This window comes from Streptomyces sp. NPDC002958 (genome assembly GCF_055563255.1).
In genome coordinates this window covers 79,061-105,493 of the sequence record NZ_JBVHDS010000004.1, presented here as the reverse complement: position 1 = coordinate 105,493, position 26,433 = coordinate 79,061, and the positions used below count along the sequence as shown (strand labels likewise).

Here is a 26,433-nt window from a genome sequence, read left to right as displayed (position 1 = left end):
ATGCGTAGTGCGGCGTACCGCGTTCCGAGCCGTCCACCGACCGGATCGGGTGACACCGTGACCAGGCTGGGTCTGTGCTCGGTCACCTTCCGGCGACTGCCCGCCGACGAGGTCGCACGCTGCGCCGCGGACGCGGGCCTGGAAGTGGTCGAGTGGGGAGCGGACGTGCACGCGCCGCCGGAGGAGCCCGGCGCTGTCCGCGCGGCCCGTGACGCTTCCGACAGGTACGGGCTCGTCTGCTGCTCGTACGGCTCGTACTTCCGCGCCACCCCGGGCGAGTCGGCCCAATTCCCGGCGGTCGCCCGTGCCGCGGTGCTCCTCGGGGCGCCGCGGGTGCGGGTCTGGGCGGGCGAAGTCGGGTCGCGGGCCGCCACGCCGCAGGAGCGGCGCGGGATCGTGGCCGGCCTGCGGGAGGCGGCCAAGATCGCCGCGGACCACGGGGTGGAGCTCGCGCTGGAGTTCCATTCGAGGACCCTCACCGACACCGTCACCTCGACCCTCCGGCTGCTGGACGAGGTGGGCGCGGACAATCTCCGCACTTACTGGCAGCCGCCGCTCGACGCCGCCGACGAGGAGGCGCTGGCGGGACTTGCCGAGCTCGGCGACCGGGTCAGCGCGGTGCATGTCTTCTCGTGGTGGCCGGGCAATCACCGACTGCGGCTGGCAGATCGTGAGGACCTGTGGGCCGGGGTCTTCGACCTGCTGAAGGGCCGACGCGTCGGGCTCGATGCGCTCTTGGAGTTCGTGCCCTGCGACGATCCCGCCGTGCTGGCGCGCGAGGCAGCGACGCTGCGGCGCGTGGCAACTCACCGACCTGGTCCTACGGCGTAGCCGAACGCACACCGCGCAGAAACTGTCCGCACAACTGGTCGTCATCACCCCTTTCCTGCTCCCGGTCACCTCCGACCAGCAGGACTGGTACGAGGACTTGTCGCCCCGTACCGACGCCGTCCTTCGCGCCGCGCTCGCCAACGACGCCCAGGTGGTTCGTGCGGACCTCGCCCTGCCCCGTGCCGCAGAGGAGAGGGGGCGGCGGAGCTGGCCCCGGACGGAGTTCACCCAAGTCCCCTCGGTCACAGGCTGATCGCTGCCGTGCGCGCACTCTCCGACGACATGCTGTCACGACGCGCGCCAGCCGCTCCAGCACAGAACCGAGACTTCGACCACCGGTCCGCCGGGCGGCAGGTCGGCGTACTGCTGGTATTTCGCCCTGAGCAGGCCAATGCAGCGGGCTGCCTCGGGGGACCGATCCGGCGGCGGGAGCAATCGAGCCGTGCCGTCGGCCCGTGCCCACCACAGGCAGTCCCAGTCCTCCTCGTAGTGATCGGTGAGCAGGCAAACCGACGGATTGGCGGCTATGTTGGCCAGGCGCTTCAGCCACGTCGTCCGCTTCGGTTTCTGGTCCACGGCCAGCATCACCGCGTCACCGTCCAGGGCGAACACCACCGGAACCAGGTGCGGGCGGGCCTCCGTATCGGCCGTCGCGAGGTGGGCGATGCGCGCCGCGGCGAACCGCTCCCGTGCCTCAGCGCTCGTCAGAGTGGGCATCGCACCTCTTTCCGGCGGTCACGGCGGTCACGGTGGTCACGGCGGTCACGGGATTCGAATCTGTCCCACATTCCCGAGACGCAGCGGTTCCCGGCACCTCAGCGGTACCGGGCAGTGACTTCGGCCAGTCGGTCCAGGTACTCCAGCGTCTCCCGTTCGGGCATCGTCGGCACGTGGAACAGCAGCCTCTCGACCCACAGACGGCGGTAGCCCTCGATCTGCTCGGCATCGTCGGGCACCGCGTACACCATCGCCGGCACCTCTCGGCCGGCAAGGGCGCGCAGCCGCTCGATCTGCGGACCGAGCTCCTGCGGCGACACGCTGTTGGCCGACCACGCGTCTCCGAACTGCGCCACCCGTCGGAACGCGCCCTCGCCGCCGCCGACGTAGACCGGCGGATCTACAACCGGCGCCGCCGCCACTCCGCGCTCGGCGGCGACCGGTCGTCCTGGCTCGCCAGGACATGCGCAGTGTGGGCGCCCGTGAGGTGGGCGTAGGCGTCCTTGGCCTCCGCCGTCTGGCCGTGAACCAGGTGGAACGAGGCTTCCGCCATCAGCCTCGCCGCCGTGGTGTCCGATCCCATGGCCCGGGCACCGGACGCCGCTACGCACGCGGTGGCGCTGCGCAGCGCCAGGTCGACGGCGGCCGCGCGGGTCGCGACGCGTTCCTCGGTCGCCTCGTGAGGCGACCGCGTGTCGATCAGGCCGTACGCACGGTCGCGGAGCCGGTCGGCGAGGAGCGCCGCGCTGTCGGCCCAGCCTTTGAACGCCTCGTACCGGCCGAGGTACTGAGTGGTCGCCCGCAGATGACCGAAGACGGCTGGGTGGGTGTTGGCGTTGTGGTGGAGGTAGGTGCGCAGCCAGTCCTCGTGGCGGGACACACTCACGACCTGGTCGTGCGTCACGGGCACGTCGTGGAGGTCGACCGCCACCGCGTGGGTGGCCGACATGCTCCACAGGCTGTGCCGTTGCACCGCCTGTGGCACGTCGAGGTCCTCGGCGGGGAGCAGGGCGAACAGGACGCGGTCGGCGGGGGTGGTCGCGCCGATCAGGATGACATCGGCCAGTCCCCAGCTGGTGAGCCAGGCGATGCGGCCGTTCAGCGTCCAGCCGCCGGACCGGCCGGGTGTGGCGGTGATGGCGGGTGGGCCGGGGCGGGCGAGGTGGGAAACGGCGTGGCCGCTGAGGCAGTGCCCGGTGACCAGCGGAGCGAGCCATCGCTCCCGCAGAGTGCGGTTGTCGCTGGCGGCGACCGCCCGCACGGGCTGGTGGTGTTGGGCGTAGACGAACCAGGTGGCGCCGTCGGCCGCCGAGATGATCTCCGTGGCGTTCCGGAGCGACACCGGGTCCCGGGCGGCGAGACCGAGCGCGCCGGCCTCGGCGAGGGCGTCCAGGTGGGCGCGGGGCACTCCGTCGCGTGCGGTCCGGTCGGCGTGGGGGCTCAGCAACTCGTCGGCCACGCGGGCCGTCTCGGCCAGCACCTCGGCGTCGGGACGCGCTCGGGCCGTAGAACCCGCCATCAGGCGGTCGCCGAGCCGATCAGTGCGGTGAACTTCTCGCCGAGCGGCCTGATGACGTTGCGCTCGACCTCGTAGTAGCTGGTCAGCTCCGCCATGGGGGCACGGCGCAGGTGCCAGCGACCGCCGAGGTTGCAGCCGATGTCACGGCCGGCGAAGGTGCCGGTGGCCCAGCCGTCCTTCTCGTCGTCCAATGTGCGCTCGACGCGGAAGTAGTTGAACAGGCTGGTGGCCGTGGTGCGTACGGTCTCGTGCGGGTCGTCCGGGCGGGGGTCCGCGACCCCGAACCAGACCTCGGGTCCGTCGGCGTCCTTGACGTAGGCGTCGTTGAAGCCGAGCCAGGGCCAGATGAAGGCGACGAGGCCCGCCTTGTCGGTGGGACACTCGTCCACCGGGCACCCCGCGGGAACGCGCTCGGGGTCGATGTAGAACCGGCCGAGCCAGGTGGGCATCCACAGGTAGTAGGGGTAGGAGCTGTTGTCGGACAGCAGATAGCTGTTGGCGTTGGCGTGCAGCTCGTTCCCGGCGAGGGGCGTGAGGCGTACGCCGTACTCGGGTATCGCGAATCGGACGCTGATGACTTCGTAGAAGGCGCGGATGTCGCGGAAGTATTCGGCCAGCGCGTGATAGCCGGAGGGGGCCTGGGCGAGAACGTTGGTCCTGAAGATCACATGGTCTCCTTGTGCCACGACAGCCACGGGATTTTCTCCACCCGATGTTCCATGTGGGGTCTACAGCGGTAAAGACTGACGAGTCGGATTGGCTCGATCTGAATGGAAGACACGTGACGGGTGTGGCCGTGATCGGCGCGGGAGTGGGAGGGTGTTACGCCGCCTATCGGCTGGCCGCGAGCGGGCAGCGGGTGGCGCTGTACGAGAGCGGTCACCGGGTGGGCGGCCGTATCCGGTCCGTACCGGTGCGAGACGGGGGGTGGGCGGAGCTGGGTGCCATGCGCCTGAACAGAGAAGCCACGCCGGTGATGGAGTTGCTGAGTCACCTGGGGCTGGACGGCTCGTTGATCCCCTTTCATTTCGGTCGGCCGGAGAATGTGGTGCGGGCACGGGGAATTCTCGTGCACCAGCGAGATTTCGCCGATTCCACCCGCATCCCGTACCGCTTGGTAAAGCGGGAAAAGGGATCGGACGCGGACGGGCTGACGTTCCTGGCCGTCGAGTCGGCGGTGCCTGAATTCGGACGGCTGCGGGAGAAATACCACCGAGCGATACGGGAGGACTCGCACGCGGACGCGGCATCGGCCCACGCCCAGTACCAAGCGGCACGGGGTGCGGCTCTGGTCGGCGGTGAGCCCCTGGCGGAAGTCTCCTGGCCGTGGGTCCTCGCGGCTGCCCTGAGCCGCGAGGCGTTGCGGCTCGTCGCCGACACCGATGGGTACGACGTACACCCGGGCGGCGCGGCAGCATGGATCGACGTCCTGTTCCGGACACCGCCGCGGGCCCAGTACGTCACGCTCTCTTGTGGCATGGAGGCTCTGCCCAGGGGCTTGCACACCGCGTTCGAGGAGTTCGGCGGCCGCACGCGTCGGGGCCGGCGACTGTGCCGGATCGACCGCGTGGGCAAGACCGGCAAGGCCTATGAGCTGACGTTCGCCGTCGACGACCCCGCGGGCCGGGACACCGGCCGGCGTGAGCGCGTCCAGGCAGACACGGTGGTGCTGGCACTGCCCCAGGGTCCCCTGCGGTGCCTCCAGGCCGGGCCCGGGGTGTTCGGGCCCTCGTGGGCCGATGACCTGGAAGCGGTCGAGCCGGTGCGGGCGTCGAAGCTGTTCCTGGCCTACGACGAGCCGTGGTGGCGCGCGAGCGGCGTACGGTCTGGGCGCAGCACCACCGACCTGCCGCTCCGCCAACTGTGGTACGAACCGGGAGGGGCCTCCCGATTGCTGCTGGCCGCGTACCCCAGTGGTCCGTCCGCGTCCTACTGGGACCGGTTCGGGACGGAGCCCACACAGGACGAGCCGGCGAGTTCCGCCGCTTTCGAGGGCGGCCCGCCCGCTCCGGCCGCGGTCGTATCCCACGCCCATCGACTGCTGTGCCGCATGCACGGGGTATCGGCCCGCCCGCCGGTGGCGGCCTGCTGGCAGGACTGGGGGCACCGACCCCACTCGGAAGCCTGGCACGTGTGGCGGGCCGACCAGGACCCGGAACAGGTCGCGGCCCGCATGCGCGCTCCGGCACCCGGATCGTCCGTGCACGTGGTCAGCGACTGCTGGACCGAGGACCCGGGTTCGATACCCGGCGCCCTCGGCTGCGCCGAGCAGGTGCTGCAGCAGCACCTCGGTCTGCCCCGGCCGCCCTGGGCGTCTTCGCTCTCCCTTTCCCCCTCGTCCTCGTGACGTTGACGCCTCACCGCCCGTCCACGGCCCGATCGAGCCCTCGCCGCAGGAGGAAGAACATGACCACTCACCTCTCCCCCGTCGAACCCGACTTCGCGAAGCTCCTCGACCACCTGACCCGACAACCCGCGCTCGCGCGCAGACTGGGCGGCGTCCGGGAAGAGTGGTCCGTCCAGGAGATCGGTGACGGAAACGTCAACCTGGTCTTCGCCGTCCGCGGCCCGGCCGGAGCCGTATGCGTCAAGCAGGCGCCCCCGTACGTGCGGGCGGCCGGCCCGAGCTGGCCGCTGACGCCACGGCGAATCGAGTTCGAGCACCGCGCCCTGGTCGAGCACCGGCGCCACGCCGCCCAGTACGTGCCGGAGCCGCTACACATGGACCCCACCGAGCATCTCCTCACCGTGGAGTACCTGGAAGGGCACAGGGTCATGCGGACCGGGCTGACGGCCGGCGCGTGTTACCCGCACTTCGCCGAGCAGGCTGCCCGATACCTGGCACACACCCTCTTCTTCACCTCGGACCTCGCGTTGCCGGCCGGGCGCAAGCGGGAGCTGGCGTCGTTCTTCGAGACCAACACGGCCATGTGCCAGATCATGGAGGACATGGTCTTCACCGAGATCTTCCTGCCACACCCACGGAACCGGTGGACCAGCCCGGAGCTCGACGGGGAGGTGAAGGACCTCCAGCAGGACATCGAGCTGAAACTCGCCTTATCCCGGCTGAAGTTACGCTACCTCTCCTCCCGCGACGCACTCCTGCACGGAGACCTGCACACCGGCTCGATCATGATGACCGAGTCCGGGACCGAGCCGTCCATCGGCGTCATCGACCAGGAGTTCGCCTGCTACGGACCGATGGGCTTCGACCTCGGCACCCTCCTGGCCCACCTGCTCATCGCGTACTTCGCCGCCGGTGCACACGGATCCGACCGGTCGCTGCAGCGGAACTGGCTTCTGTCCGCCTTGGAGCAGCTCTGGGACGGCTTCCGGACGCACTTCGCCCGGTTGTGGCACAGCCACGCGGACGGGGACGCCTATCCACTCGCCCTCTTCGCGGAGGCAGCGGCAGTAACGGCGCTGGAGACCGAACGGCAGCAGTACCTCGACGAGTTGTTCACAGAGACACTGGGCTACTGCGGCGCGGAGATCATCCGACGGATCGTCGGTTTCGCACGCCCCGCCGACTTCACCACCATCGCCGACACCACCGCTCGCGCCGAGGCCGAACGCCGAGCACTGACCCTGGCCCGCTCGCTCGTGACAGCGCCGACCGCCTACCGCACCGCCGCCGACCTCACCGCAGCTGCCCGGAGCGCCTGACGGGCAGCGCGTCGCCCGGCACCACGGCCGGTCGGCGCTCTCCTCCTGGCAGCCATGCACGGGCGGATGGTGACGTAACGAACCGTTACGGCGTGTCGTACCTGCTCGTGGGGCTCCGCACCCTCGCACCAATCCTGCGCGCGCCGCCTCACCGGACTCCCGCCTGCTCGTGCTGGAGGACCTGTACCCGCGCACCGAACTGGCCGAACTGCTGCACCGCGACGGCCACACCCCGGCCCTGGACGCCGAACTGACTGCCTTCGCCTCCTCGATGGGCGAGCTGGCCGCCGCATCCGCTGGCCGCGCCGCGCTGTTCAACGCCCGCCGCACGGCACTGGGCACCGGCAAAATACAGGATCTCTCACTGAGTTCACCGTCGGCTCCCGGCCTGAGACGACCGATGAGGGTCGGTGCGTACGTGCGCACGCATCCCGTGCAGGCCGAACAGGATGAGAAGTTCAACCACGCCGCCGTCGGCGCTGCCCAGCCAGTGGGGCAAGGACGTGTCGAACTCGGCCGCCTCACCGGGCGGCGTCAGGTCGCGCTCGCCGATCACGAGTCGCAGGCGTCCATTGAGCACGTAGAGCCATTCGAAGCCTTCGTGAGTCTGCGGGGTCGGTTCGAGTGGTTCCGGCTGGGCGGGGATGATCATCTTGAACGCGTGAACACCGCCCGGTCGCCGGGACAGGGGCACAAAGGTCATTCCGTACCGTCTGATCGGCTTGAGGTGGATCCGGGGGTCGCCGGTGCGCGGGGCACCGACAAGGTCGTCCAGCGGAACGTCGTAGATACGGGCCAGCGGCAGCAGCAGTTCCAGGCTCGGTCGGCGCTGCCCGCTCTCCAGCCGGGACAAAGTGCTCTCCGACACGCCGGTCGTCGCCGCGAGGTCGGCGAGGGTGAGGCCGCGGTCACGACGCAGAGCACGAAGTCGCGGCCCCACCGCGTCAAGCACGTCGTCGTCCGTCTTGCGATCCACGCGGCCATCTTGCCATTACCGCAAGATTCCGTGCCAGATCTTGGGGAGCCTGGCAAGACTGAGTGCATACCAACACAAGGAGTCTTGATGAGCACCACCGATGCGGTCGCCTTCTGGGACGGCGTCTACGCGGCCCGACCGGCAGTCAGCAACCCGCAGCCGAACGCTCGCCTCACCGAGACGGTGACAGGCCTGCCGCCCGGTGACGCGTTGGACCTCGGATGCGGCGACGGCGGCGACGCGCTGTGGCTCGCCGGTCAGGGGTGGCAGGTCACCGCCGCCGACATCTCGACCGTGGCGGTCGAGCGGCTCGCCGCCCTCGCCCGCTCACGCGGCCTGGGCGACCGCGTCATCACCGTGCGGCACGACTTGCACAAGACTTTCCAGCCCGGCGGATTCGACCTGATCTGCGCCCACTACCTGCATACCCCCTGTGACCTGGACCGGGCAACCGTCCTGCGCTCGGCCGCGCACGCACTGCGCCCGGGCGGGCGGCTGCTGGTCGTCGACCACGGCTCGGCCGCGCCGTGGTCGTGGAACCAGGATCCCGACATCCGCTACCCGAGCCCGCGGGAAGTCGCCGCTGGTATCGACCTGGCTCCGGAGACATGGACGGTCGAGCGGGCCGACGCCCCCCGCCGGATCGCAACCGGACCGGACGGGCGCACCGCCGAGGTCACCGACCACGTCCTCCTCATCCGCCGCGCCGCCTGACACGGCGATTGGCGCCGCCCTCGACAAAGGAAGGGAGACCACGATGCCCAGCACCACACGCCGCAACCGCCGCCGCGATCGACGGCACGACCGGCCGCTGATCCACCTTCTCCAGGAGGGGAACACGTGCTCACAGCACCACGCCGGTTCCGCGCCGCTTCCTCCGATCCGCGCACGCGGTGGCCCCGCGCATGACCAACATCGTCGCCTGGGCGTGGACCACCAGCAGCTCCAGCAGTTCGTCTCTTCCTCCACCTGGGACTACTCCAAGGTCCGGAAACGGCTGGCACGTTGGCTGCGGCGCATATCTCGCTCGATTCACGAGCTGAATCGACCTCAACTGATCTGGTCGTCGCAAGTCACAGTCACCGCCACGGACTTGATCGTTTAAGACGGGACAGCCGCCTTGCCGAGGCGCGAGGTGACCAGTTCGCACGAAAGTCGTTCCGTTCCTTCGGGGCGCTGGCGCCCCCGGTCTTGAGGTGACCGGAGCCCCACAACTCGCGGCCTGAGGCGGCACTGACCTCCAGCACCGGGGCGACGGTGGCTGACTGCGGACCCAGCCCGCAAGCACGCGCCTTATGTCCATGCGTGCGACTGATGCCCTGAATGTGACATACATGGCATGTGTGACAAAATGGTGTATGGGGTGTTTGGCGGTGGCGGGAACTTGAACTTCTTTACTGAACCCTCGGCTGGGAGGGCTCAGACAAGCGAGAGGAGCGCATCATGATCGCCAAGCTGCTCGGCAAGCTGACCTTCACCCGCCACTACGGTGCGTACGGGGCCCACGAATGGGATGCGTACGCCGGCGACGACTGGGTCTGACCGCACTGCCGGCGGGCGCCCCCGGGCGGCCGCCGGCTCCCAGCCACGCTGCCGACGATATCGGCCTCAGGTACGAGAGTCAGGGACGATCTCATGGGCCGAATGAATGAGCCGCCGCGGTTGCCCGAAGGCAGCTTCGCGGCCTGGAGCCGCGACCGGCTAGCACTGGCGCGCCGTGGCGCTGACGAGTGCGGGGACGTTTGGCAGCTGGAGCCGGGTGTCTATGTAGCCGCTACGGCCGGGCCGTGTGAAGCAGTCCTGCGCCGCGCGCAGGACTTCCCCAAGGCATCCTCGCCTCTCTTCCCGCCGTTGAGGCGGTCGAGCGGAGCACCGACGCCTGAGGAGCGTGCGCACGCTCACGCCGCCCGTATGCGCGGACTACGCCCGCAGGCGGTTGCAGCCCGGATCGGTGAGATTGCGCCCAGGGCCGCTCGATTTGCTGACCAGTGGCCCACGGGCCAGGACGTCGAGGTTCTGCCCCCGGTCCGGCACGCCCTGGCAGAGATCGGCGTGGGCTACCTCTTCTCCGAAGACGCTCCCACCCTGCTGCCCTTTGCCTCACAGCTCTTCCTGGCCCGGGAGGTGCTCGTACGCCCCTCGCGCTGGGTATGGCCGCGCTGGATCCCCACACCGGCACGGCGGTTCCGCACACGGCAGCAAGTCGCCTTCACCGACGCTTTGCGGCCCATCGTCCACCGACGCCGTTCATCGGGCCGACTCGGTGACGACATGCTGGGACAGATGCTCCGGCCCTCCTCCCACTACGGCCTACTGCCGGAAGAGGCCATCCTCGACACTCTCCCCGGAATCACCGTCGCCACCTTCGAGACACCTTCCCGGGCAGCCGGATGGATCCTGCTCCACCTGGCCCGGCACCCCCAGGCAGCCGACCGCGTCGCGGCCGAAGCCGCCTTGCTGCCCGCGGACCCGGCCGCGACGACCAGCACCCACCTCGACTGCCTGCAATACACCCAGGCACTGGTACGTGAGGTGCTCCGACTGTATCCCCCGAGCTGGCTACTGACCCGTCGCGCCAAGCGACAGGCTCAGCTCGCCGACTACACCATCGACGCCGGGTCCACCGTTCTCGTCTGCCCCTACACCGCCCAACGCGACGCACGGGAACACTCCGAGCCGGACCAGTTCAAGCCCGAGCGCTGGCTCGATGATTCGAACTCGCCAGCGAAACCCGGGGTCTTCCTCTCCTTCGGTACCGGGCCGCATGGCTGCGAGGGAGCCGCTCTGGCCATGGCGATGCTGACGCTCCTGACTGCGCAGACCGCCCGCTGCTACCACTTGAGCGAGCCGCCCGGACCGGAACCCAGCTACCAGGTCACCACCCTCGAAGGTCTCGCAACTGTCGGCTTGCGCCTGCGTGCCACCTTGCGCAGCTGAGGGCATTCCTGCTTTCAGTGACAGGCCGCCTCCCCCGCGAACAACGACCGCGGCGCCATCGTCGCCCCCACTGCCGCTGGGTGGCTACTGGATGCCGACTGGACACCGCACGCCCTCTACATCACCGTCGGCGTGATCTTCGCGGCTGCGGGCCTGCTGTTGTTCTTCATGCAGTCCGGCAGTAGGCCCGCTGTCGTGTCTGCCGACCAGGCCGCCGCTACGGTGTAGACCGACCGGGGCTGCGACCGGCGGTCCCGCGACGGTCAGTACAGCAGGTCCAACTCGGCGCGGACCGTCTTTCCCGGCGGTACGCGGTCCAGCACCGCCCACCGATCGGCCAGCGCCTCGACCAGGATCAGCCCGTGCCCGCCGCCGGAACCGGGCGGCGGCGGTACGAGCTCCCCCGGCCCCGGCGGGCGCCGCTCGCCCCGCGTATCACTGACCTCGACGCGTAGAACGCCAAGCATTTCTGCGTCGCCCGGTGCGTGGGTGAGCCGCAAGTCGAAGTCGCGGCCCGGCACCCGGCCGTGCGTTGCCGCATTCGTGGCCAGTTCGACAACGATCAGCGCCGCCGTCTCCGATGCGTCACTGCGGTACGGGATGCCCCTACGGCGAAGGCCAGGAGCATGGCCACTTCATGTCCGACCCAAAGGTCGTCAGCACACTCCAGATGCGGTATGCCAGGATGCGTTCACAGGCTCACTCCCTCGGCCTGTTGCAGCGGATGCGAGGAGCAGCATGAGCACCACAGACCTGGCCTGGTTCAAGAGCAGCTACAGCAGCCCCTCAGGCGACTCCTGCGTAGAAGTCGCCCTCTCCTGGCACAAGTCCACCTACAGCGGCGGCTCCGGCGACGACTGCGTAGAGGTGGCCACCTGCCCCACCACCGTCCACGTCCGGGACTCCAAGGTCGAGCAGGGCCCCCAGCTCGCCCTCTCCCCCGCCGCCTGGAACGGCTTCGTCGCGTACGCCGTGAACGGCTGACCTGACTCGGACCGGCACGACACCGCGCCGCGCACCGGATCAACTCCGTTGCGCGGCACGGCGGGTATCAGTGGTCAAGCGTCATGCGTCGGACGTCAGGACAGCGCCAGCTCGATGACGCCGTCGGCCTCCAAGACCCACGTCGCGCTCAGGCCGCCCTCCTTCACGTACGCGCCGCCGTTGCCCTTCACGATGCCGATACGGTCGCCAAACAGGGCGATCTGCTGAACGTCGTCGGCCTCCCGGACCCAGGTGGCACTGAGGCCGCCCTCCAGCGAAGGGTTCGCCGGGCAGGCGATCACCGAGCCGTCGTCGCGGGCGGCGACGGTGCGGTCCAGCCGCTCGCGATGTCCGCGGCGCTCGCCGGCCCCATGTCCGAGGCGGAGAAGCGGCGTTGCGCCGCCTCTTCCGGGGTTGTTCAGGTGACCTTCCGGCAGGGTGCATGCGGGAGCGGCGTGCCTTGATAGCGTCGCTCCCGCGATTGCGGACCGCTCCCCGCCGGGGTCGTCGCTGCGCCCGGACAGCCCTGCCCTCGACGGACGGCCGACTGAGCGAGCGTGCTGACGGTACGGGGAAGTTCGCGGCAAGGACGAAGAGGGCCGACGCATGAGCCTCGCGCAGTTGCACTACACCTCTGCCCCTGCGGGGGACGACGGGGGCGGTGCACGGTTCACGGCGGTCAGCGCCGGCCTACCCACGCCGGTGCTGGCCGAGGCCGAGCAGCTCCTCGGCTACGAGCCGCCCGCCGACGCCCCGTACCGCCCGACCACCGACGAACTCCGTTCATTCCCCGAGGCGTTCGCGTTCAGCGCGCTGCCCGACGGCAGTCATCTGCTGAGCCGTACGGTGGCGCTCGGCGGCCCCGGTACCGGCCGCTTCCACGCGCACGCGGTGCATCTCCCGGCCGGTACCCGGCTGCCGGGAGACGCGCTGCCGATCACGGCGTGGCAGTCACCGAACTGGGCCTCCACGCCACCGGTCGGCGGCACACCCGGCCGAATAGTCTCCCTGCCCGCCTCCGCCGCCTTCGGGCCGGAGGCACTGAACGACTTCGCGGTCTCCCGGAGCCCCTGGCTGGCGGCGGTCTTCGCCGATCTGCGCCGTGCGAGCGAGGAACCGTCGTCGGCGCGAGTCGTGCTCGTGGAGCGGCAGAGTGCCGATGTGGCCCGGTGGATCGCCCTGGCCGGAGCCGTGCTCCCGCCGGAGCACGCGCAGCGGCTGACCTTCACCACTTACACCCGCCGTCCGGCGCGGTCCCCGCACCAGGTCGTCGGCGTGCTGCCACAGGACGCACCGGAACCGACCGGCTCCGACAACGGACTGCGGGTGCACACCTGCACCGGGGCGCGCCGGGAGGGTCCGGTGGGCGACGCCTGGGCCGAGACCTGCGCCCGGATCTGGCGGAACCGGTCTCCGGAGCTGTTGCGGGCGGCGGCGGAGCTGCCCGGCGAACCCTTCGCCGCCGGACCGCTCGCGGTCACGGCACTCTGCGCGGGCGTCGCGCTCGGCCCCGACGAGCGTGCGGCGGCAGCCGACTGGACCGCCGAGCGGCCGTACGCGCTGGACGAAGAGCGGACGCGACGGCTGACCGACGCGCTGACCGCTCCCGGAATCGATCGCACGCCCTATGAACTCTCTTGTGTAGCACGCCTGTTGACCGCTCTTGACGGGCGGTCCCCCGCCGCCACTACCGCATCGCTCGCCGCTCTGCTGGTGACGGAGGCGGTACGTGGTGGTGATGTCACACTCGCGCCGCCCGCGCGCTCGGCCTTCGCCGAACCGGACGGGGAGCGTGCTGCCGCCGCACTCGTCGCGGCCCTGGGCGACGACCTGCGTACCGAACTCGCCACCGGTGCGCCCACCTCAGCCACCGCACCCGGCCAGGGCGTGGCGCGGACTGTGCAACTGCTGCGGATCGCACGGCTGCTCGACGTGGAATGCTCCGACCTGCTCCCCGATGTCGTACGCCGGATGGCCCGGTCCCTGCTGGACGAAGGGGCGGCCGGCTGCGCGCCGGTGCTGCTCGACCTCCTGGACGAACAGTTCGATGTCCGTACGGCGCTGCTGGGCGAGCTGGACCGGATCACCCCGCACGATCCGGCGGCAACGGAGCGGCTGCTGACCGGTGTCGCCCTGCCGTTCACCGGGGCACAGGCGCTGCCGCATCTACGGATGTGCGTGGCGGCGCCGGACGCCAGGGCGGGAGGTGGCGACCGGGTGAAGGTGCTGCACACGGTGCTCCGCGCCGGTGGAATGTCACCTTTCACCGAACCTCTGGTGCTGCGGACCGCCGTGGGGCTGGTGTGGGGCGAGGACACGCCCACGGCGGGCGAGGCCCGGCTGCTGCTGGGCGAAACCACCTCCGACGCGCACCGCACGGCCGGTACATGGTCCGTTCTCGTCGCGGCGGCGCTCGGCGCCCTGGCCGACGACGAAGAGGCCCCCGAACTCGCCCATGACCTGCTGCGCGGCTTCCCGCAGGAGATCGACGCGCGGATGCGCGGCGCCCTGCTGCTCCTGGAGTTCGCGCGGGACGTGCGGTCGGGGGCGGCGGAGCCCGGCTGGGCGGAACGGGCCCGGAAGCTGTGCGCCGGGGCCGAACCGGTGGAGCCGGGCGTACGCGACCAGGCGTTCAGCGCCCTGGCCGAGAATCTGCTCGCTCCGGACCGGCCCGAGGCGGAGCTGTATGCGTTCGTCCACAGCGGCGACGCGGACCTCATCGCGGCCTACGGCAGGGCCGCCCGCCATGACACCGTCCTCGCCCGGCTGCGCTCCGAGCCTGCTTATGTGGCCGACTGCTTCACCGTCTGGAGCTCGCACCCGCATGCGGGCCGCGCCTGGAGCGAGACGCGGGCAGCGCTGCTGGAGGAGGTGCTGCGGCCGGTGGTGCGCGGCCTGTCCGCCGGCGAGGTGGCGGCCGTGGAGGAGGCCGCCGAGCATATGGGCAGCAGCCGCACGGCGGAGGCGTTCCGGGCATGGAACCGGCCGGGCGGCTTCGGCAGACGGTTCGGCAGCAGGCTGACGGCACGGGTGCGGCGGTCGTAGGGGCAGCAGCCCTGTCGGGAACCACGAGCGCCGTCGGGAACCCTGGGTGTCACGACCCGTCCGGGGCGACCGGTACCGTGTGACATATCGATCTCGTGCGCTCCCGGCGGGCTGCGTGACACCCCCAGGAGGAACAGATGACGACGAACCGCGGACGCAAGGACGTCATCCGGGACCGGATGGCCGCGACCGGCGAGTCGTACAACGTCGCCGCCCGCAATCTGAAGGCGATGAAGGACATGGGCGCCACGCGTGAGGCCGTCCTCACGCAGCGCTGGCGTCCCGCCGACTCGCTCGACGTTCCGTGCCCCTGCGGTGGTACGTGCGAGCCGGGCGAGCGGTGCGAGCGCTGCCACGCGCAGCACCGGCATGTGGCGCGCTACCCCGGCAGTGTCACGGACGTGGAGACCTGGGCGGACCGTTACGACTGCATGGGCTGCGCGTCCTCGTACATCCTGACCGTGGCGCTGCCCGGCCGTCCGTGGGGCGTCGCCGAGACGGTGATCCTGGGCGGGTCCGGGGAGCCGGTCGTGCGGGCCCGGGTCTTCCCCGGCGTCGCCCACCCGCTGCTGCGGCCGGAGAACCCCGAGGACGAGAACGCGGGCTGACGCCCGGCGTCAGCCCGCGCCCAGTCATGGCCGTGAGCCCTCGCTCACGTCGTGGGCGTCCGCCCTCGCTCACGTCGTAGGCCTCAGCGTGGGCGTCAGCCCTCGCTCACGTCCGTGCGCGCCAGCCCTCGCTCACGTCCGTGGGCGTCAGCCCTCCTCGGGCGTCAGACGCAGTGAGATCGAGTTGATGCAGTACCGCTGGTCCGTCGGGGTCGGGTAGCCCTCGCCCTCGAAGACATGGCCGAGGTGCGATCCGCAGCGGGCGCAGCGGACCTCGGTGCGGACCATGCCGTGGCTGCGGTCCTGGATCAGTTCGACCGCGTCCGTGTCCTTCGGGTCGTAGAAGGACGGCCAGCCGCAGTGCGACTCGAATTTGGTGTCGGAGCGGAACAGCTCCGCGTCACAGGCGCGGCAGGAGTAGACGCCCGTGGTCTTGGTGTCGGTGTATTCGCCGACGAAGGCGGGTTCGGTGCCGGCCTGGCGCAGGACCGCGTACTCGGCGGGTGTCAGCTCCGTCCGCCACTGTTCGTCCGGCTTCTCGATGTCGTACGACACGTCGCTCCCTCAGCTCGACAGGTGGTCCAGGATCTGCGGGCCGAGGTCCGTGACGTCGCCCGCCCCCATGGTGAGAACGAGGTCTCCGGGCTTCGCCATTCCCGCGATGACCTCGGGGACCGACGCCTTGTCGTGGACGGCGGTGACATCGGCTCCTGCGGACCTCGCGGCGTCGATGATCAGGGCGCTGGTGATGCCGGGGATCGGGTCCTCGCGGGCCGGGTAGATGTCCAGGACCACGGAGACGTCGGCCAGTGCGAGGGCCTGGCCCATCTCGGTGCCCAGCTCCTGGGTGCGGGAGAAGAGGTGGGGCTGGAAGACGACCAGGAGGCGGGCTTCGGACGCGGCGCCGCGCATCGCTTCGAGGTCCGCGGTCATCTCGGTGGGGTGGTGCGCGTACGAATCGATGACCTGCACGCCCGCCGCCTCGCCCTTGAGCTGGAGGCGGCGCTTGACCCCGGTGTACTTGCCGAGGGCCGAGGCCAGGTTGTGGGCCGGGATGCCGAGGGCGACACCGGCGGCGAGGGCCGCGACCGCGTTGTGGGCGTAGTGGCTGCCGGGCACGGAGACCGTGAACGTGAGGTACTTCCCGTTCAGGATGACCGTGACCTCGCTGGTCAGACCACGTGGGGTGACCTTGTGGACGCGTACGTCGGCGGTCTCGGACTCGCCGTAGGTGACGACCTTCAGCGAGGAGAGGTCGCGCACCCGCTTCGCCAGCTCGACGGCGCCGGGCTGATCGGCGGAGATCACCAGGGTGCCGTCGGGGACGATCTTACCGGCGAACGTCTCGAAGGATTCGTAGATCTCGTCCATCGAGGCGTAGTTCGCGTGGTGGTCCAGCTCGACGTTGAGGACGATCGCGACCTCGGGGTCGTACTTCTGGAAGCTGCGGTCGCTCTCGTCCGCCTCGGCGACGAAGATGCTGCCCTCACCGTGCGCGGCGTTGGTGCCGGGGCCCGCGAGGTCGCCGCCGATGGCGTACGAGGGATCGAGGTTCAGCTCGGACAGGGCGACGGCCAGCATCGATGTGGTGGTCGTCTTGCCGTGCGTACCGGCCACCGCGATCGCACGCAGGCCCCCCATCAGGGAAGCGAGCGCGTCGGAGCGGTGCACGACGGGGATCGACAGCTCGGCGGCGCGCATCAGCTCCGGATTGTCGGGGCGGATGGCGCTGGAGACGACCACGCACGAGGCGTCGTCCGCCAGATGTCCGGCGGCGTGTCCGATGTGGACGGTCGCCCCCAGCGCCCGCAGCGCCTCGGCCGTACCCGACTCCTTGGCGTCGCTGCCCGCGACCTTCGCACCGCGCTGGGCGAGGATCTTCGCGATGCCCGACATTCCGGCGCCGCCGATGCCGATGAAGTGCGGCCGTTCCATGGCGGCAGGAATACCGGGTGCCATGCGTGTGTCTCCCCAGAAGTCGAAACAAGTACCCGCCCAGCCTATTCGCTGTGCGCGAAGAGCTTGAGCACCGGTACGCCGACCTTGTGCCGGGCCCTGGAGGCCCAGTCCCGGTGGAAGAACTCTTCCACGTAGTGCGGCGCGGTCAGCACGATGACTTCGTCCGCCCCCGCGTCGTCGACCACGGACTTCAGCTTGTCCAGGGGGTGCTCCTCGATCACCTGTCCGACGGCTTCGGAGCCCGCCTGCCGCAAGGCCTCCAGGGACACTTCGAGCGCCAGTTCGGCGGGCTGCCTGGCGTTCTTGCCTTCCGGCTCCTCACTCTCCCGGGCGGCTTCCTTGAGTTCTCCCATCGCCAGGTCGTCGATGGCTCGCAACAGCACATCGGCCTGGTCACCGCGCGGCTGCATGAGTACGACGAAGGAGGTCCGCTCTTCCCCGTGCAGGGTGGTGACGAACTCGACGTCCTCGGAAGTGAGGGGCTTCTCGATCATCAAAACGCTGGTGAACACCACAGGCGCCCTTCTGCTTCAGTGACCGTCGCCGGTCTCTGCTGAAACCATCCTTCCCCGTGCGCGCACGGGGTCTGCGAGAGTAATTGTGCCCACCGGAAGCTAACCGGAGCGGCACATTCCGCCGATTGTCAGATCCGACGGTATCGGGAGAAGAGGAACCCGGCCTCTTCCAGCAGTGATGCCAGGGCGAATCGTTCCGGCACGGCCACCGAGGGGCCACCGGCGATCCGCTGCGCGTCTCCGGCGGTCAGCATCGGCGACAGGGTCAGACAGAGCTCGTCCAGCACCCCGGCCGCCACGAACTGGCCCAGCATCCTGGGGCCGCCCTCGGTCAGCTGCCGCGTGAGTCCGCGGTCCGCCAGCTCCCGTACGGCCCTGGCGGGGTCGACCCGTGAGCCCTCCCCCGCGACCACCACCTGGGCGCCGGCCTTCCGTGCCGCCTCGACCCGGCCCGCAGGGGCTCCGGCGCCGGTCAGCACGAGGGTCGGGACGAGCGGCGAGACGAAGAGCGGCAATGAGAAGTCCAGATCCAGGCTGCCGCTCACCACGGCGATCGCCGGTGCGGGCCCCTGCCCGGCCGCAGCCCGGCGGGTGGCGAAGGCCTCGCGCGCCCTGGCGGGCCGGTAACCCTCCAGCCGTACCGTCTCCGCCCCCGCGACGACCACATCGGCCAGTCCGCGCAGGGTGCCGAAGATCCGCATGTCGCTCTCGCAGGAGATCGGCTGCGAGCGCCCGTCGTGCTGGGCGGCGCCGTCGAGCGTCGAAACCATGTTGGCGCGCAGCCAGGGGCCGGCCTGCTCGGGGTACGCGTACGCGTCGGCCAGATCGTCCAGGGTCCACTCCCCCTCGTCGTCAGCCGGTGTCAGGTCGGTCACAGGGAAGAGGCGTCGCATGTCCTGCAGTCTGGCACGGCGCTTAAAGTGGAGAGTTGTGTCGTCCTCCATCGCCGTGCCGGGGCAGAGCCCCATAGCCGAAACGGCCCCGCTGTCCCTGTGCGCCCGTGAGCCGCATGTCCCCGCCGACCGCCTGGTCGCCGAGATGGTGCCGCCGCCGCGCTTCGACTCCGTGCGCTTCGATACGTACGTCCCGGACCCCAACCAGCCGAGCCAGATCGACGCGGTCACGGTCCTGAGCGGCTTCGCGGCCGGACTCGGCGGGGCGCACGCCACCGGCTCCGGCAAGAACAGAAGAGCGCGAAGCGCATCCTCGGAGGGGTGGTGGCGGGCGACGGGTGGGCGGTTCAGCAAGAAGCCGACGGCCCCGTCGACACCCCTCGGGGTCTATCTCGACGGCGGCTACGGCGTCGGCAAGACCCATCTGCTGGCCTCCCTCTGGCACGCCACGCCCGCCGCGCCCTCCCTGAAGGCGTTCGGTACGTTCGTCGAGCTGACGAACCTGGTCGGTGCGCTGGGTTTCCAGCAGACCGTGCAGACGCTGAGCGGGCACCGGCTCCTGTGCATCGATGAATTCGAGCTGGACGACCCGGGCGACACCGTCCTGGTGTCGTCGCTGCTCAGCAGGCTGGTCGAGGCGGGGGTCGCGCTCGCCGCCACCTCCAACACGCTGCCCGGCAAGCTCGGTGAGGGCCGGTTCGCCGCCGCCGACTTCCTGCGGGAGATCCAGGGGCTGTCCTCGCACTTCCGCCCGCTGCGCATCGACGGCGAGGACTACCGCCACCGAGGGCTGCCCGAGGCCCCCGCGCCGTACTCCGACGAGCAGGTCACCAAGGCCGCGTACGCCACCGAGGGCGCCAGCCTGGACGACTTCCCCTCGCTCCTCGACCATCTCGCCCGGGTCCATCCGAGCCGCTACGGCGCGCTGACGGACGACCTGCGGGCCGTCTGCCTCACCGAGGTCCAGCCGGTGCCGGACCAGTCCACCGCGCTGCGACTCGTCGTCCTCGCCGACCGGCTGTACGACCGGGAGGTTCCGGTGCTCGCCTCCGGGGTCCCGTTCGACAAGCTGTTCAGCGAGGAGATGCTGAACGGCGGGTACCGGAAGAAGTACTTCCGGGCGATCTCCCGGCTGACGGCGCTGGCGCGCGACGCAAAGGGTCTGGTGGCGCAGTAGGTTCGGGGCGTACGGCCACCCGAAGCCGATTCGGGTGGTACCACCCGAGGTGCCTTGAGGTGCCTCGAGGTGCTCGTATCTCCCGTATCACCGCGCACACCGTTCGAAGGGATCCATCATGGCTACCACGCGTCAGGCGCACACCGTCTGGGAAGGCAACCTGATCGAGGGCAAGGGCGTCGTCACCTTCGACTCCTCCGGCATCGGCGACTACGCCGTCTCCTGGCCGTCCCGCGCGGAGAAGGCGAACGGCAAGACCAGTCCCGAGGAGCTCATCGCGGCGGCTCACTCCAGCTGCTTCTCGATGGCGCTGTCCAACGGCCTGGCCACGGCCGGCACCCCGCCGACCCGGCTGAACACCCAGGCCGAGGTCACCTTCCAGCCCGGTACCGGCATCACCGGTATTCACCTCACCGTCCAGGGCGAGGTACCGGGTCTCGACGAGGCGGGCTTCGTCAAGGCCGCCGAGGACGCCAAGGCGAACTGCCCGGTCAGCCAGGCGCTCACGGGCACGACGATCACGCTCAGCGCGTCCCTGGCCTGACCCCACGGGCCCCTGTGGGCCCGTGACGCGCACGAGGCTCAGTGGCCCGCATGGTTCCCGCGCGACGATACGCGTGATACACACATGCGGGTCACTTCTCCTGTCCGCCAGCAGGGAGTTGCCTCATGTCATCAGCAGCAACAGCACGACACCTCGCGACACGACGACAGGTCCTGGCCGGCAGCGGCGCGGCCGTTGCCTCGATCGCCTTCGCCGGGGCGTTCTCCGAACTCTTCGCCGGTACCGCCGCCGCCCGGGGACACAGCGGCTACGGCCCGCTCGTGCCCGACCCCGACGGTCTGCTCGACCTCCCGAAGGGATTCCGCTACCGGGTCCTGTCCCGGGAGGGCGAACCGCTCCGCTCCGGCGAGGGCCAGGTCCCCAGCAACCACGACGGCATGGCCGCCTTCGCGGGCCGGCACGGACATGTCCGTCTCGTCCGCAATCACGAGAACCGCGCCACCGGAAGAATCCCGGTCCCGACCGTTGAGGGTCTCACCTACGACCCGATGGGCAAGGGCGGCTGTACGGCCCTGGAGCTGGACGGCCGCAACAACGTCCTCGGCGAACGCGTCGCCATCGCCGGTACGGCGGTGAACTGCGCGGGCGGCCGCACCCCTTGGAACACCTGGCTGACCTGCGAGGAGACCGAGGACAAAGCCGGCACCAACGGCTACACCAAGGACCACGGCTTCATCTTCGAGGTGGACGGCGCCGATCCGCACCGCACCGGGGCCGTGCCGCTGACCGCGATGGGCCGCTTCCAGCACGAGGCGATCGCGATCGATCCGAAGAGCGGGATCGTGTACGAGACGGAGGACGCGTTCGACAAGCCGTTCGGGCTCTTCTACCGCTTCCTGCCGAGTAAGCCGCTCGGCGGGACGGGCTCGCTGCGGGCCGGCGGCCATCTGGAGGCCATGCGGGTGCCGGGCGTCCCCGACCTCTCCGTGGTCCAGGAGACCGGTGCGTGCTTCGAGGGCATCGAGTGGGTTCCCGTACCAGATCCACTGGCGTCCGAGACCCCGATCAGGTTCCAGGACTTCGGCCCGAAGGGCATCACGCACGCGCAGAAGCTGGAGGGCTGCTACTGGGGCGGGTCCTCGGTCTACTTCGTCTCCAGTTTCGCCCGGAGCTCGCAGGGTTCGGCGGCCGACCACTACGGCCAGGTGTGGCGGTACGAGCCGAAGCGGCGCCGCCTCACCCTCGTGATCGTCTTCGGTCCCGGTACGGACATCCAGCTGCCCGGCGAGTCCCCCGACAACATCTGCCTGGCTTCCGACGGGGGGCTGATGGTGTGCGAGGACGGCGACGGCGCGCAGCATGTGTTCGGCCTGACGCGGGGCGGCGAGGTGTACGCGATGGCGCGGGGCCGGCAGAACGTCGGGACGCCCGAGGAGCCCGAGTGGGGCGAGTTCGCCGGGGTCACGTTCGCGCCGGACGGCGGGACGATGTTCGTCAACTGCTATACGCCGGGGACGACGTTCGCGGTGACGGGGCCCTGGCGCTGACGCGTTGACGCGCAGGTGGCGGGCAGCTGCTGTCCGCCGCCTGCGCACTGCGGGGCGCGGGCTCCCGCGAAGCCTTCCACCAGTTGGTGAACGCCCCGTCCACTGTGCGCAGATGGGGCCGTTCGGCCGCGGTGGCCCACTGCAGGTGAGCGCGGCCGCTGCCGCGGCGAGGGCGGCGGCTGCGACGCGCGGCAGGACCGGCACGCACACCGTGCCGGTCCGCGGTCCGGTGACCAGACCCGTCACAGCGTGGTTCGCGGGCGATCCGCTGGTCATCAGGGCCAGCAGTGCGCGGGCGATCCGCTGGTCACCAGAGCCAGCCGTGCGGCAAGCACGGTGGTGGCGACGGACAAGCCGCGCCGGTGCAGCAGCGGCCGGGGCACAGCGCGCCGCCCACCCCGCTCAGGTTCAGTTGGACGATGCCTTCTCGGGCTTGGCCTCGCTGGGCCGTACGATCACGAACCCCTCGCCGTCCAGCCGCAGTTGGACCGCCTCCCCGGACCCACCGCGCATCATCGAGCCGAGGCTCTGCGAGCGGTGCAGCGATGTGGTCAGATTGGCGCTCCAGCCGACCACCGCGTCCGTGTCGACACAGACCGGCTGCTGGGCTGTGACGGGTATGACGATGGGGTGGCCCTCGCACATCAGGCCGAGCTTGCCGTACCCGGTGAAGACGCTGTTGAAGATTCCCCCGCCGGTCATTCCGGCGCCCTTTATGGTCTTGATCTCGTAGGAGAGCGTGGGGTCGAAACAGAGCACGTTGCGGCCGTTGATGGTGAGGACGTCGCCGTGCTCCATCTCCACGATGAAGCAGTTGGCTGCCTCGTGCGCGAACCATGCCTCGCCCTGGCCACGGACCGCCATCAGCGCCAGCCCCTCGCCGGTGACGGCGCGCTTGAGCATGCCGCCGAAGCCCTGGCCCTTGCGCTCGAACTGGAGATCGCCGCGGAAAGCGATCATCGATCCCTGGCGGGCGTGCATCTCGCCGTTGATGACGTACTTGATGGATTTGGCGTTCTGCAGGGTCATTCCGGGGACGGTTGCCTGCTGCGCCATGTTCTCGCTGGAAAAGAGATCGCTCTTCATGCGGTGCATCCTCACCCGGAGTGATCCATTCCGCCAAGAAGCGGTTCGCAGGCGGCTGGCAGACTGGGACGGGTGAGCGACAACGACACCCCCGCACCCCCGTCCGTATCCCCGGCCACCTCTCGGCCCGCGTCCTTCTCCCCTGCGGCGGACAGCCCGTTCAGGTCCGAGCGGACGAGCCGCGACGAGGCCCCGCAGTACGTACTGCCGCTGGTCGTGCACATCGAAAAGACCGCTCCCCCGGCCCGTACCGACGCACTGCGGACCGCGGCCCGCGCGGTGCTCGTGATGCTCTCCGACGAGCGGTCGGCCGACGAGGGCGAATGGGCGCAGGCGATGCGGGACTGGCAGGACGCCCGGATCCGCAAGGTGGTGCGGCGGGCGCGCGGCGCGGAGTGGCGCAAGGCGTCCGCGCTGCCCGGCATCACGGTCACCGGCGAGGGCGCCGAGGTGCGGGTCTTCCCGCCGGTGCCCCTGGACGGCTGGCCGAAGGAACTGGCGAAGCTCCAGGTATCGGGGACGGATCTGGACGACCCCGAGCCGCCGACCGCGCCCGACCCCGCGGGCCCGGTGCTGTGGCTGAACCCGGAGTTGGACATGTCGGCCGGCAAGGCGATGGCGCAGGCCGGGCACGGTGCACAGCTCGCCTGGTGGGAGCTGACGGATACGGAGCGCAAGGCATGGCGCGAGGCAGGCTTCCCGCTCTCCGTCGCCACTCCGGAGGCAGGCCGCTGGCAGGAACTCACGGTGAGCGGACTGCCGGTGGTGCGTGACGCCGGGTTCACCGAGATCGCTCCGGGATCGTGCACGGTGGTCGCCGACCATCCCGCACTGCGCGGCTGAGCGGGGCGGAACCGGGGCCGTTCGCCTCTGTCCGCTCTGCAACGGCAACGGCGAGAGCGACAGCGACGTCCCGACCACCCCGGATCGGAACCTCAAATCAACCTCTGAACGTCACTCTGTTCGGATTCACCACAGCCCGCCGGGGCCATGAGCCCTGCACGGAACGGAGTGGAGGAGGGGGACGACACATGACGCTGGGAATCGGTATCGGCTGGCGACCGGAGATCGCGGACACCGTCGAGGCACTGCCGGGGATCGACTGGGTGGAGGCGGTCGCGGAGAACCTCTGCACCGGCCATCTGCCCGATTCGCTGGTACGGCTCCGGGAGCGCGGCGTCACCGTCGTCCCGCACGGCGTCTCGCTGGGCCTCGGCGATGCCGACCGCCCCGACGCCGGTCGGCTCGCCGATCTCGCGGCCCGGGCCGAGCTGCTCGACACTCCGCTGGTCACCGAACACATCGCGTTCGTACGGGCCGGGGGGCCGCGCACCGCCTCGCCGGGACTGGAAGCGGGCCATCTGCTGCCCGTACCGCGGACCTGGGACGCGCTGGACGTACTGTGCGAGAACGTACGGATCGCGCAGGACTCGCTGCCGGTGCCGCTGGCACTGGAGAACATCGCGGCACTGATCTCCTGGCCCGGCGAGGAGCTGACGGAGGGGCAGTTTCTGGCGGAGCTGGTCGAGCGCACCGGTGTCAGGCTGCTGATCGATGTCGCCAATCTGCACACCAACCACGTCAACCGCGGCGAGGACCCGGCCACCGCGCTCGACGAGCTGCCGGTGGAAGCCATCGCGTACGTACATGTGGCGGGCGGCGTCGAGAAGGACGGCGTCTGGCACGACACCCATGCCCACCCGATCACCGAGCCCGTCCTCGACGTACTCGCCGAACTGCGCTCCCGGGTCGACCCGCCCGGCGTACTCCTGGAACGGGACGACGACTTCCCGCCGGCCGGGGAGCTGGCGGGCGAACTGGCCACGATCCGCGCCACGCTGGACCGGGCGGCAGTGCCGAGCGCGAGTGCGTCGGCGCACGCCGGGAAGTCCGCATCGCGACCTGCCCCGAGCCCCGCTCCGTCCCTGGACTCCGTCCGCGACCGGGTCGCGGTCGCCCAGACCACGCTGCTCTCCGCCCTCGTCGCGGGCACCCCCGCCCCGCACGGCTTCGACCACCGCCTTCTCGGGATTCAGAGCCGTGCCCTGGCGGCCAAGCGGGCCGGGGTCGTCGCCAAGGTGGCACCCGAGCTGCCGGAGATCCTCGGCGCCGCTTACCGTGACGCCTTCCTCTCGTACGCCAGGACCCGTCCGATGTCCGCCGGTTACCGGCGCGACGCGCTGGACTTCGCCGAGCAGCTGCTGGTCACCGGCCGACCGGCCGACAACGCGGCACGGCGCAGGCTGACCCACTGGTGGCAGGACCGGGCCGCCGCGCGACCACCGCGCCGCTCCACCCGGCTGGTACGAGCGGCCCGCGCGGCTCTGGTCGGAAAGGTGAACGGAAGGCGAGCGGCTTGACTTCCTCCCCCTCGTGAACGAGGGGGATTCCTACGGCTCGCGCCGTGGGGGTTTCTGCTTCGTCGCCGACTGCCCGCCCGGAGAACCAGGGTGGTGGACACCGCACTCACCGCGATACAGACGGACGGGCGGCTCGCCGTCTGCGGTCCCGGCGCTCGGGGCGGTGGGCCGGGCGAGCAGAACGGTCGGTCTGCCGGTCTGCACGGTCTGTTACGGGGCCGTGCGCATCAACTGTTACGGGGAAATGCGCATCAAAAGACGCCGGTGCGGCGCGCAGAACGCGCGCCGCACCCGGAGCCGAACCCGGTGTCGCTGGAACGACGGGCAGCGCGGAACGCGCCAAGTGCCCGCCGTCTGATCTTCCGGGTTGGGGTGGTCGGAGCCCGCTCGCTACGCGAGCCCGGCCACCAGGTCTGCAACCGACTTCCTGCGCCCCGTGTAGAACGGAATCTCCTCGCGGACGTGCAGCCGCGCCTCGGAGGCCCGCAGGTGGCGCATCAGGTCGACGATGCGGTGCAGTTCGTCGGCCTCGAAGGCGAGGACCCACTCGTAGTCGCCGAGCGAGAAGGAGGCGACGGTGTTGGCCCGGACGTCGGGGTAGCCGCGGGCCATCTTGCCGTGGTCCGCGAGCATGCGGCGACGGTCCTCGTCCGGCAGCAGGTACCAGTCGTAGGAACGCACGAAGGGGTAGACGCTGATGTAGTTGCGCGGCGTCTCGTCGGCCAGGAACGCCGGGATGTGCGACTTGTTGAACTCGGCGGGGCGGTGCAGCGCCATGTTCGACCAGACCGGCTCCAGCGCCAGGCCCAGCTTGGTGCGCCGGAAGAGGTTGTACGCCTCCTGCAGCTCGTCCGCGGTCTCGGCGTGCCACCAGATCATGATGTCGGCGTCGGCACGCAGGCCGGAGAGGTCGTAGGTGCCACGGACGGTGACGTCCTTCGCCGCGAGCTGATCGAACAGCTCCTGGACCTCGTCGGCGTAACCGGCACGATCCGCGGGCAGGACGTCGCGCAGCTTGAAGACGGACCACAGCGTGTAGCGGATGACCTCGTTGAGGTCCTTGGCCTTCTTACCGGCGTTGGAAATCTTCTCAGGCGCACTCATATGG

25 protein-coding genes and 2 pseudogenes are annotated in these 26,433 nt (G+C 70.3%); 14 read left to right on the top strand and 13 right to left on the bottom strand.

Annotated features, from left to right (window positions below; genetic code table 11):
• The first annotated feature begins 57 nt into the window (after positions 1–57).
• A complete protein-coding gene (locus ACZ3IC_RS09300) occupies positions 58–831 on the top strand; it encodes a sugar phosphate isomerase/epimerase family protein (protein WP_467414219.1) in 774 nt (257 codons plus the stop codon).
• A gap of 288 nt (positions 832–1,119) precedes the next feature.
• On the opposite strand, the gene ACZ3IC_RS09295 is transcribed toward ACZ3IC_RS09300, so the two are convergent.
• From ACZ3IC_RS09295 to ACZ3IC_RS09280, 4 genes are all read right to left on the bottom strand, one after another.
• Positions 1,120–1,548 (bottom strand): TIGR03668 family PPOX class F420-dependent oxidoreductase, encoded by a 429-nt coding sequence (locus tag ACZ3IC_RS09295; protein WP_467414216.1) that lies wholly within the window; start codon positions 1,546–1,548, stop codon positions 1,120–1,122.
• A 98-nt stretch (positions 1,549–1,646) separates the two neighbouring features.
• A complete protein-coding gene (locus tag ACZ3IC_RS09290; RefSeq protein WP_467414214.1) occupies positions 1,647–1,904 on the bottom strand; it encodes a hypothetical protein in 258 nt (85 codons plus the stop codon).
• A 44-nt stretch (positions 1,905–1,948) separates the two neighbouring features.
• Positions 1,949–3,067, bottom strand: a complete 1,119-nt coding sequence (locus ACZ3IC_RS09285) for a hypothetical protein (protein ID WP_467414211.1) — start codon at positions 3,065–3,067, stop codon at positions 1,949–1,951.
• Positions 3,067–3,735 (bottom strand): hypothetical protein, encoded by a 669-nt coding sequence (locus tag ACZ3IC_RS09280; protein ID WP_467414210.1) that lies wholly within the window; start codon positions 3,733–3,735, stop codon positions 3,067–3,069. Before ACZ3IC_RS09280 ends, ACZ3IC_RS09285 begins: the two co-directional genes overlap by 1 nt.
• 113 nt (positions 3,736–3,848) lie before the next feature.
• On the opposite strand from ACZ3IC_RS09280, the gene ACZ3IC_RS09275 reads away from it, so the two are divergent.
• Both ACZ3IC_RS09275 and mtnK read left to right on the top strand, forming a co-directional pair.
• Positions 3,849–5,414 carry a flavin monoamine oxidase family protein gene (locus tag ACZ3IC_RS09275; RefSeq protein WP_467414207.1) on the top strand — a complete coding sequence of 522 codons (1,566 nt, stop codon included), beginning with the start codon at positions 3,849–3,851 and terminating at the stop codon, positions 5,412–5,414.
• A 59-nt stretch (positions 5,415–5,473) separates the two neighbouring features.
• The gene (gene mtnK / locus ACZ3IC_RS09270; protein WP_467414205.1) at positions 5,474–6,733 is read left to right on the top strand and encodes an S-methyl-5-thioribose kinase; all 1,260 of its coding nucleotides are present in this window, start codon (positions 5,474–5,476) and stop codon (positions 6,731–6,733) included.
• A gap of 370 nt (positions 6,734–7,103) precedes the next feature.
• On the opposite strand, the gene ACZ3IC_RS09265 is transcribed toward mtnK, so the two are convergent.
• Entirely contained in the window at positions 7,104–7,709 is a 606-nt protein-coding gene (locus tag ACZ3IC_RS09265) for a helix-turn-helix domain-containing protein (protein ID WP_467414202.1), read from the bottom strand.
• Between the two features lie 87 nt (positions 7,710–7,796).
• Between ACZ3IC_RS09265 and ACZ3IC_RS09260 the strand changes: the two genes are divergently transcribed.
• Together ACZ3IC_RS09260 and ACZ3IC_RS09255 are read left to right on the top strand one after the other, a co-directional pair.
• Positions 7,797–8,423 carry an SAM-dependent methyltransferase gene (locus tag ACZ3IC_RS09260; protein WP_467414201.1) on the top strand — a complete coding sequence of 209 codons (627 nt, stop codon included), beginning with the start codon at positions 7,797–7,799 and terminating at the stop codon, positions 8,421–8,423.
• A 1,197-nt stretch (positions 8,424–9,620) separates the two neighbouring features.
• Complete coding sequence (locus ACZ3IC_RS09255) at positions 9,621–10,646, top strand: cytochrome P450 (protein WP_467414199.1); 1,026 nt, start codon at positions 9,621–9,623, stop codon at positions 10,644–10,646.
• A gap of 263 nt (positions 10,647–10,909) precedes the next feature.
• On the opposite strand, the pseudogene ACZ3IC_RS09250 reads toward ACZ3IC_RS09255, so the two are convergent.
• Positions 10,910–11,251 (bottom strand): annotated as a pseudogene (locus ACZ3IC_RS09250) (ATP-binding protein); the annotation flags it as partial.
• 2 nt (positions 11,252–11,253) lie between these two features.
• Between ACZ3IC_RS09250 and ACZ3IC_RS09245 the strand changes: the two are divergent.
• Positions 11,254–11,388, top strand: a pseudogene (locus ACZ3IC_RS09245) (transcriptional regulator); the annotation flags it as partial.
• Positions 11,385–11,630: a DUF397 domain-containing protein gene (locus tag ACZ3IC_RS09240; protein ID WP_467414197.1), complete on the top strand. Its 246-nt coding sequence runs from the start codon at positions 11,385–11,387 to the stop codon at positions 11,628–11,630. The pseudogene ACZ3IC_RS09245 and the gene ACZ3IC_RS09240, both read left to right, overlap by 4 nt.
• 95 nt (positions 11,631–11,725) lie before the next feature.
• Here ACZ3IC_RS09240 and ACZ3IC_RS09235 read toward each other — a convergent pair whose 3' ends face one another.
• Positions 11,726–11,932, bottom strand: a complete 207-nt coding sequence (locus ACZ3IC_RS09235) for a hypothetical protein (RefSeq protein ID WP_467414195.1) — start codon at positions 11,930–11,932, stop codon at positions 11,726–11,728.
• Positions 11,933–12,236: 304 nt separating this feature from the next.
• Here ACZ3IC_RS09235 and ACZ3IC_RS09230 point away from each other — a divergent pair, with 304 nt between their 5' ends.
• Positions 12,237–14,675: a GTPase-associated protein 1-related protein gene (locus ACZ3IC_RS09230; protein WP_467414193.1), complete on the top strand. Its 2,439-nt coding sequence runs from the start codon at positions 12,237–12,239 to the stop codon at positions 14,673–14,675.
• 137 nt (positions 14,676–14,812) lie between these two features.
• Positions 14,813–15,283: a hypothetical protein gene (locus tag ACZ3IC_RS09225; protein WP_467414192.1), complete on the top strand. Its 471-nt coding sequence runs from the start codon at positions 14,813–14,815 to the stop codon at positions 15,281–15,283.
• Between the two features lie 147 nt (positions 15,284–15,430).
• Here ACZ3IC_RS09225 and msrB read toward each other — a convergent pair whose 3' ends face one another.
• The 4 genes from msrB to ACZ3IC_RS09205 form a co-directional block, all read right to left on the bottom strand.
• Positions 15,431–15,838, bottom strand: coding sequence for a peptide-methionine (R)-S-oxide reductase MsrB (gene msrB, locus ACZ3IC_RS09220; RefSeq protein ID WP_467414189.1), 408 nt, complete (start codon positions 15,836–15,838; stop codon positions 15,431–15,433).
• A gap of 9 nt (positions 15,839–15,847) precedes the next feature.
• The gene (gene murC / locus ACZ3IC_RS09215) at positions 15,848–17,242 is read right to left on the bottom strand and encodes a UDP-N-acetylmuramate--L-alanine ligase (RefSeq protein ID WP_467414188.1); all 1,395 of its coding nucleotides are present in this window, start codon (positions 17,240–17,242) and stop codon (positions 15,848–15,850) included.
• 41 nt (positions 17,243–17,283) lie between these two features.
• Complete coding sequence (locus ACZ3IC_RS09210; protein ID WP_467414187.1) at positions 17,284–17,736, bottom strand: indole-3-glycerol phosphate synthase; 453 nt, start codon at positions 17,734–17,736, stop codon at positions 17,284–17,286.
• Positions 17,737–17,885: 149 nt separating this feature from the next.
• Positions 17,886–18,650, bottom strand: a complete 765-nt coding sequence (locus ACZ3IC_RS09205; protein ID WP_467414184.1) for a pyrimidine reductase family protein — start codon at positions 18,648–18,650, stop codon at positions 17,886–17,888.
• Positions 18,651–18,687: 37 nt separating this feature from the next.
• Here ACZ3IC_RS09205 and zapE point away from each other — a divergent pair, with 37 nt between their 5' ends.
• The 3 genes from zapE to ACZ3IC_RS09190 all read left to right on the top strand — a co-directional run bounded on the left by zapE (position 18,688) and on the right by ACZ3IC_RS09190 (position 21,879).
• Entirely contained in the window at positions 18,688–19,827 is a 1,140-nt protein-coding gene (gene zapE / locus ACZ3IC_RS09200) for a cell division protein ZapE (protein ID WP_467414183.1), read from the top strand.
• A 118-nt stretch (positions 19,828–19,945) separates the two neighbouring features.
• Positions 19,946–20,371: an OsmC family protein gene (locus ACZ3IC_RS09195; RefSeq protein ID WP_467414181.1), complete on the top strand. Its 426-nt coding sequence runs from the start codon at positions 19,946–19,948 to the stop codon at positions 20,369–20,371.
• Positions 20,372–20,496: 125 nt separating this feature from the next.
• The gene (locus ACZ3IC_RS09190; RefSeq protein WP_467414180.1) at positions 20,497–21,879 is read left to right on the top strand and encodes an alkaline phosphatase PhoX; all 1,383 of its coding nucleotides are present in this window, start codon (positions 20,497–20,499) and stop codon (positions 21,877–21,879) included.
• A 408-nt stretch (positions 21,880–22,287) separates the two neighbouring features.
• Here ACZ3IC_RS09190 and ACZ3IC_RS09185 read toward each other — a convergent pair whose 3' ends face one another.
• Complete coding sequence (locus ACZ3IC_RS09185; protein ID WP_467414177.1) at positions 22,288–22,965, bottom strand: AIM24 family protein; 678 nt, start codon at positions 22,963–22,965, stop codon at positions 22,288–22,290.
• Positions 22,966–23,037: 72 nt separating this feature from the next.
• On the opposite strand from ACZ3IC_RS09185, the gene ACZ3IC_RS09180 reads away from it, so the two are divergent.
• On the top strand, positions 23,038–23,808 hold the full coding sequence (locus ACZ3IC_RS09180; RefSeq protein WP_467414176.1) for a peptidyl-tRNA hydrolase: 771 nt from the start codon (positions 23,038–23,040) through the stop codon (positions 23,806–23,808).
• 188 nt (positions 23,809–23,996) lie between these two features.
• Entirely contained in the window at positions 23,997–25,325 is a 1,329-nt protein-coding gene (locus ACZ3IC_RS09175; protein ID WP_467414173.1) for an MbnB/TglH/ChrH family RiPP precursor modification enzyme, read from the top strand.
• Between the two features lie 390 nt (positions 25,326–25,715).
• Here the strand turns inward: ACZ3IC_RS09175 and hemQ are convergent, their stop codons facing one another.
• Positions 25,716–26,429 carry a hydrogen peroxide-dependent heme synthase gene (hemQ, locus tag ACZ3IC_RS09170; protein WP_467414172.1) on the bottom strand — a complete coding sequence of 238 codons (714 nt, stop codon included), beginning with the start codon at positions 26,427–26,429 and terminating at the stop codon, positions 25,716–25,718.
• Positions 26,430–26,433 lie beyond the last annotated feature (4 nt).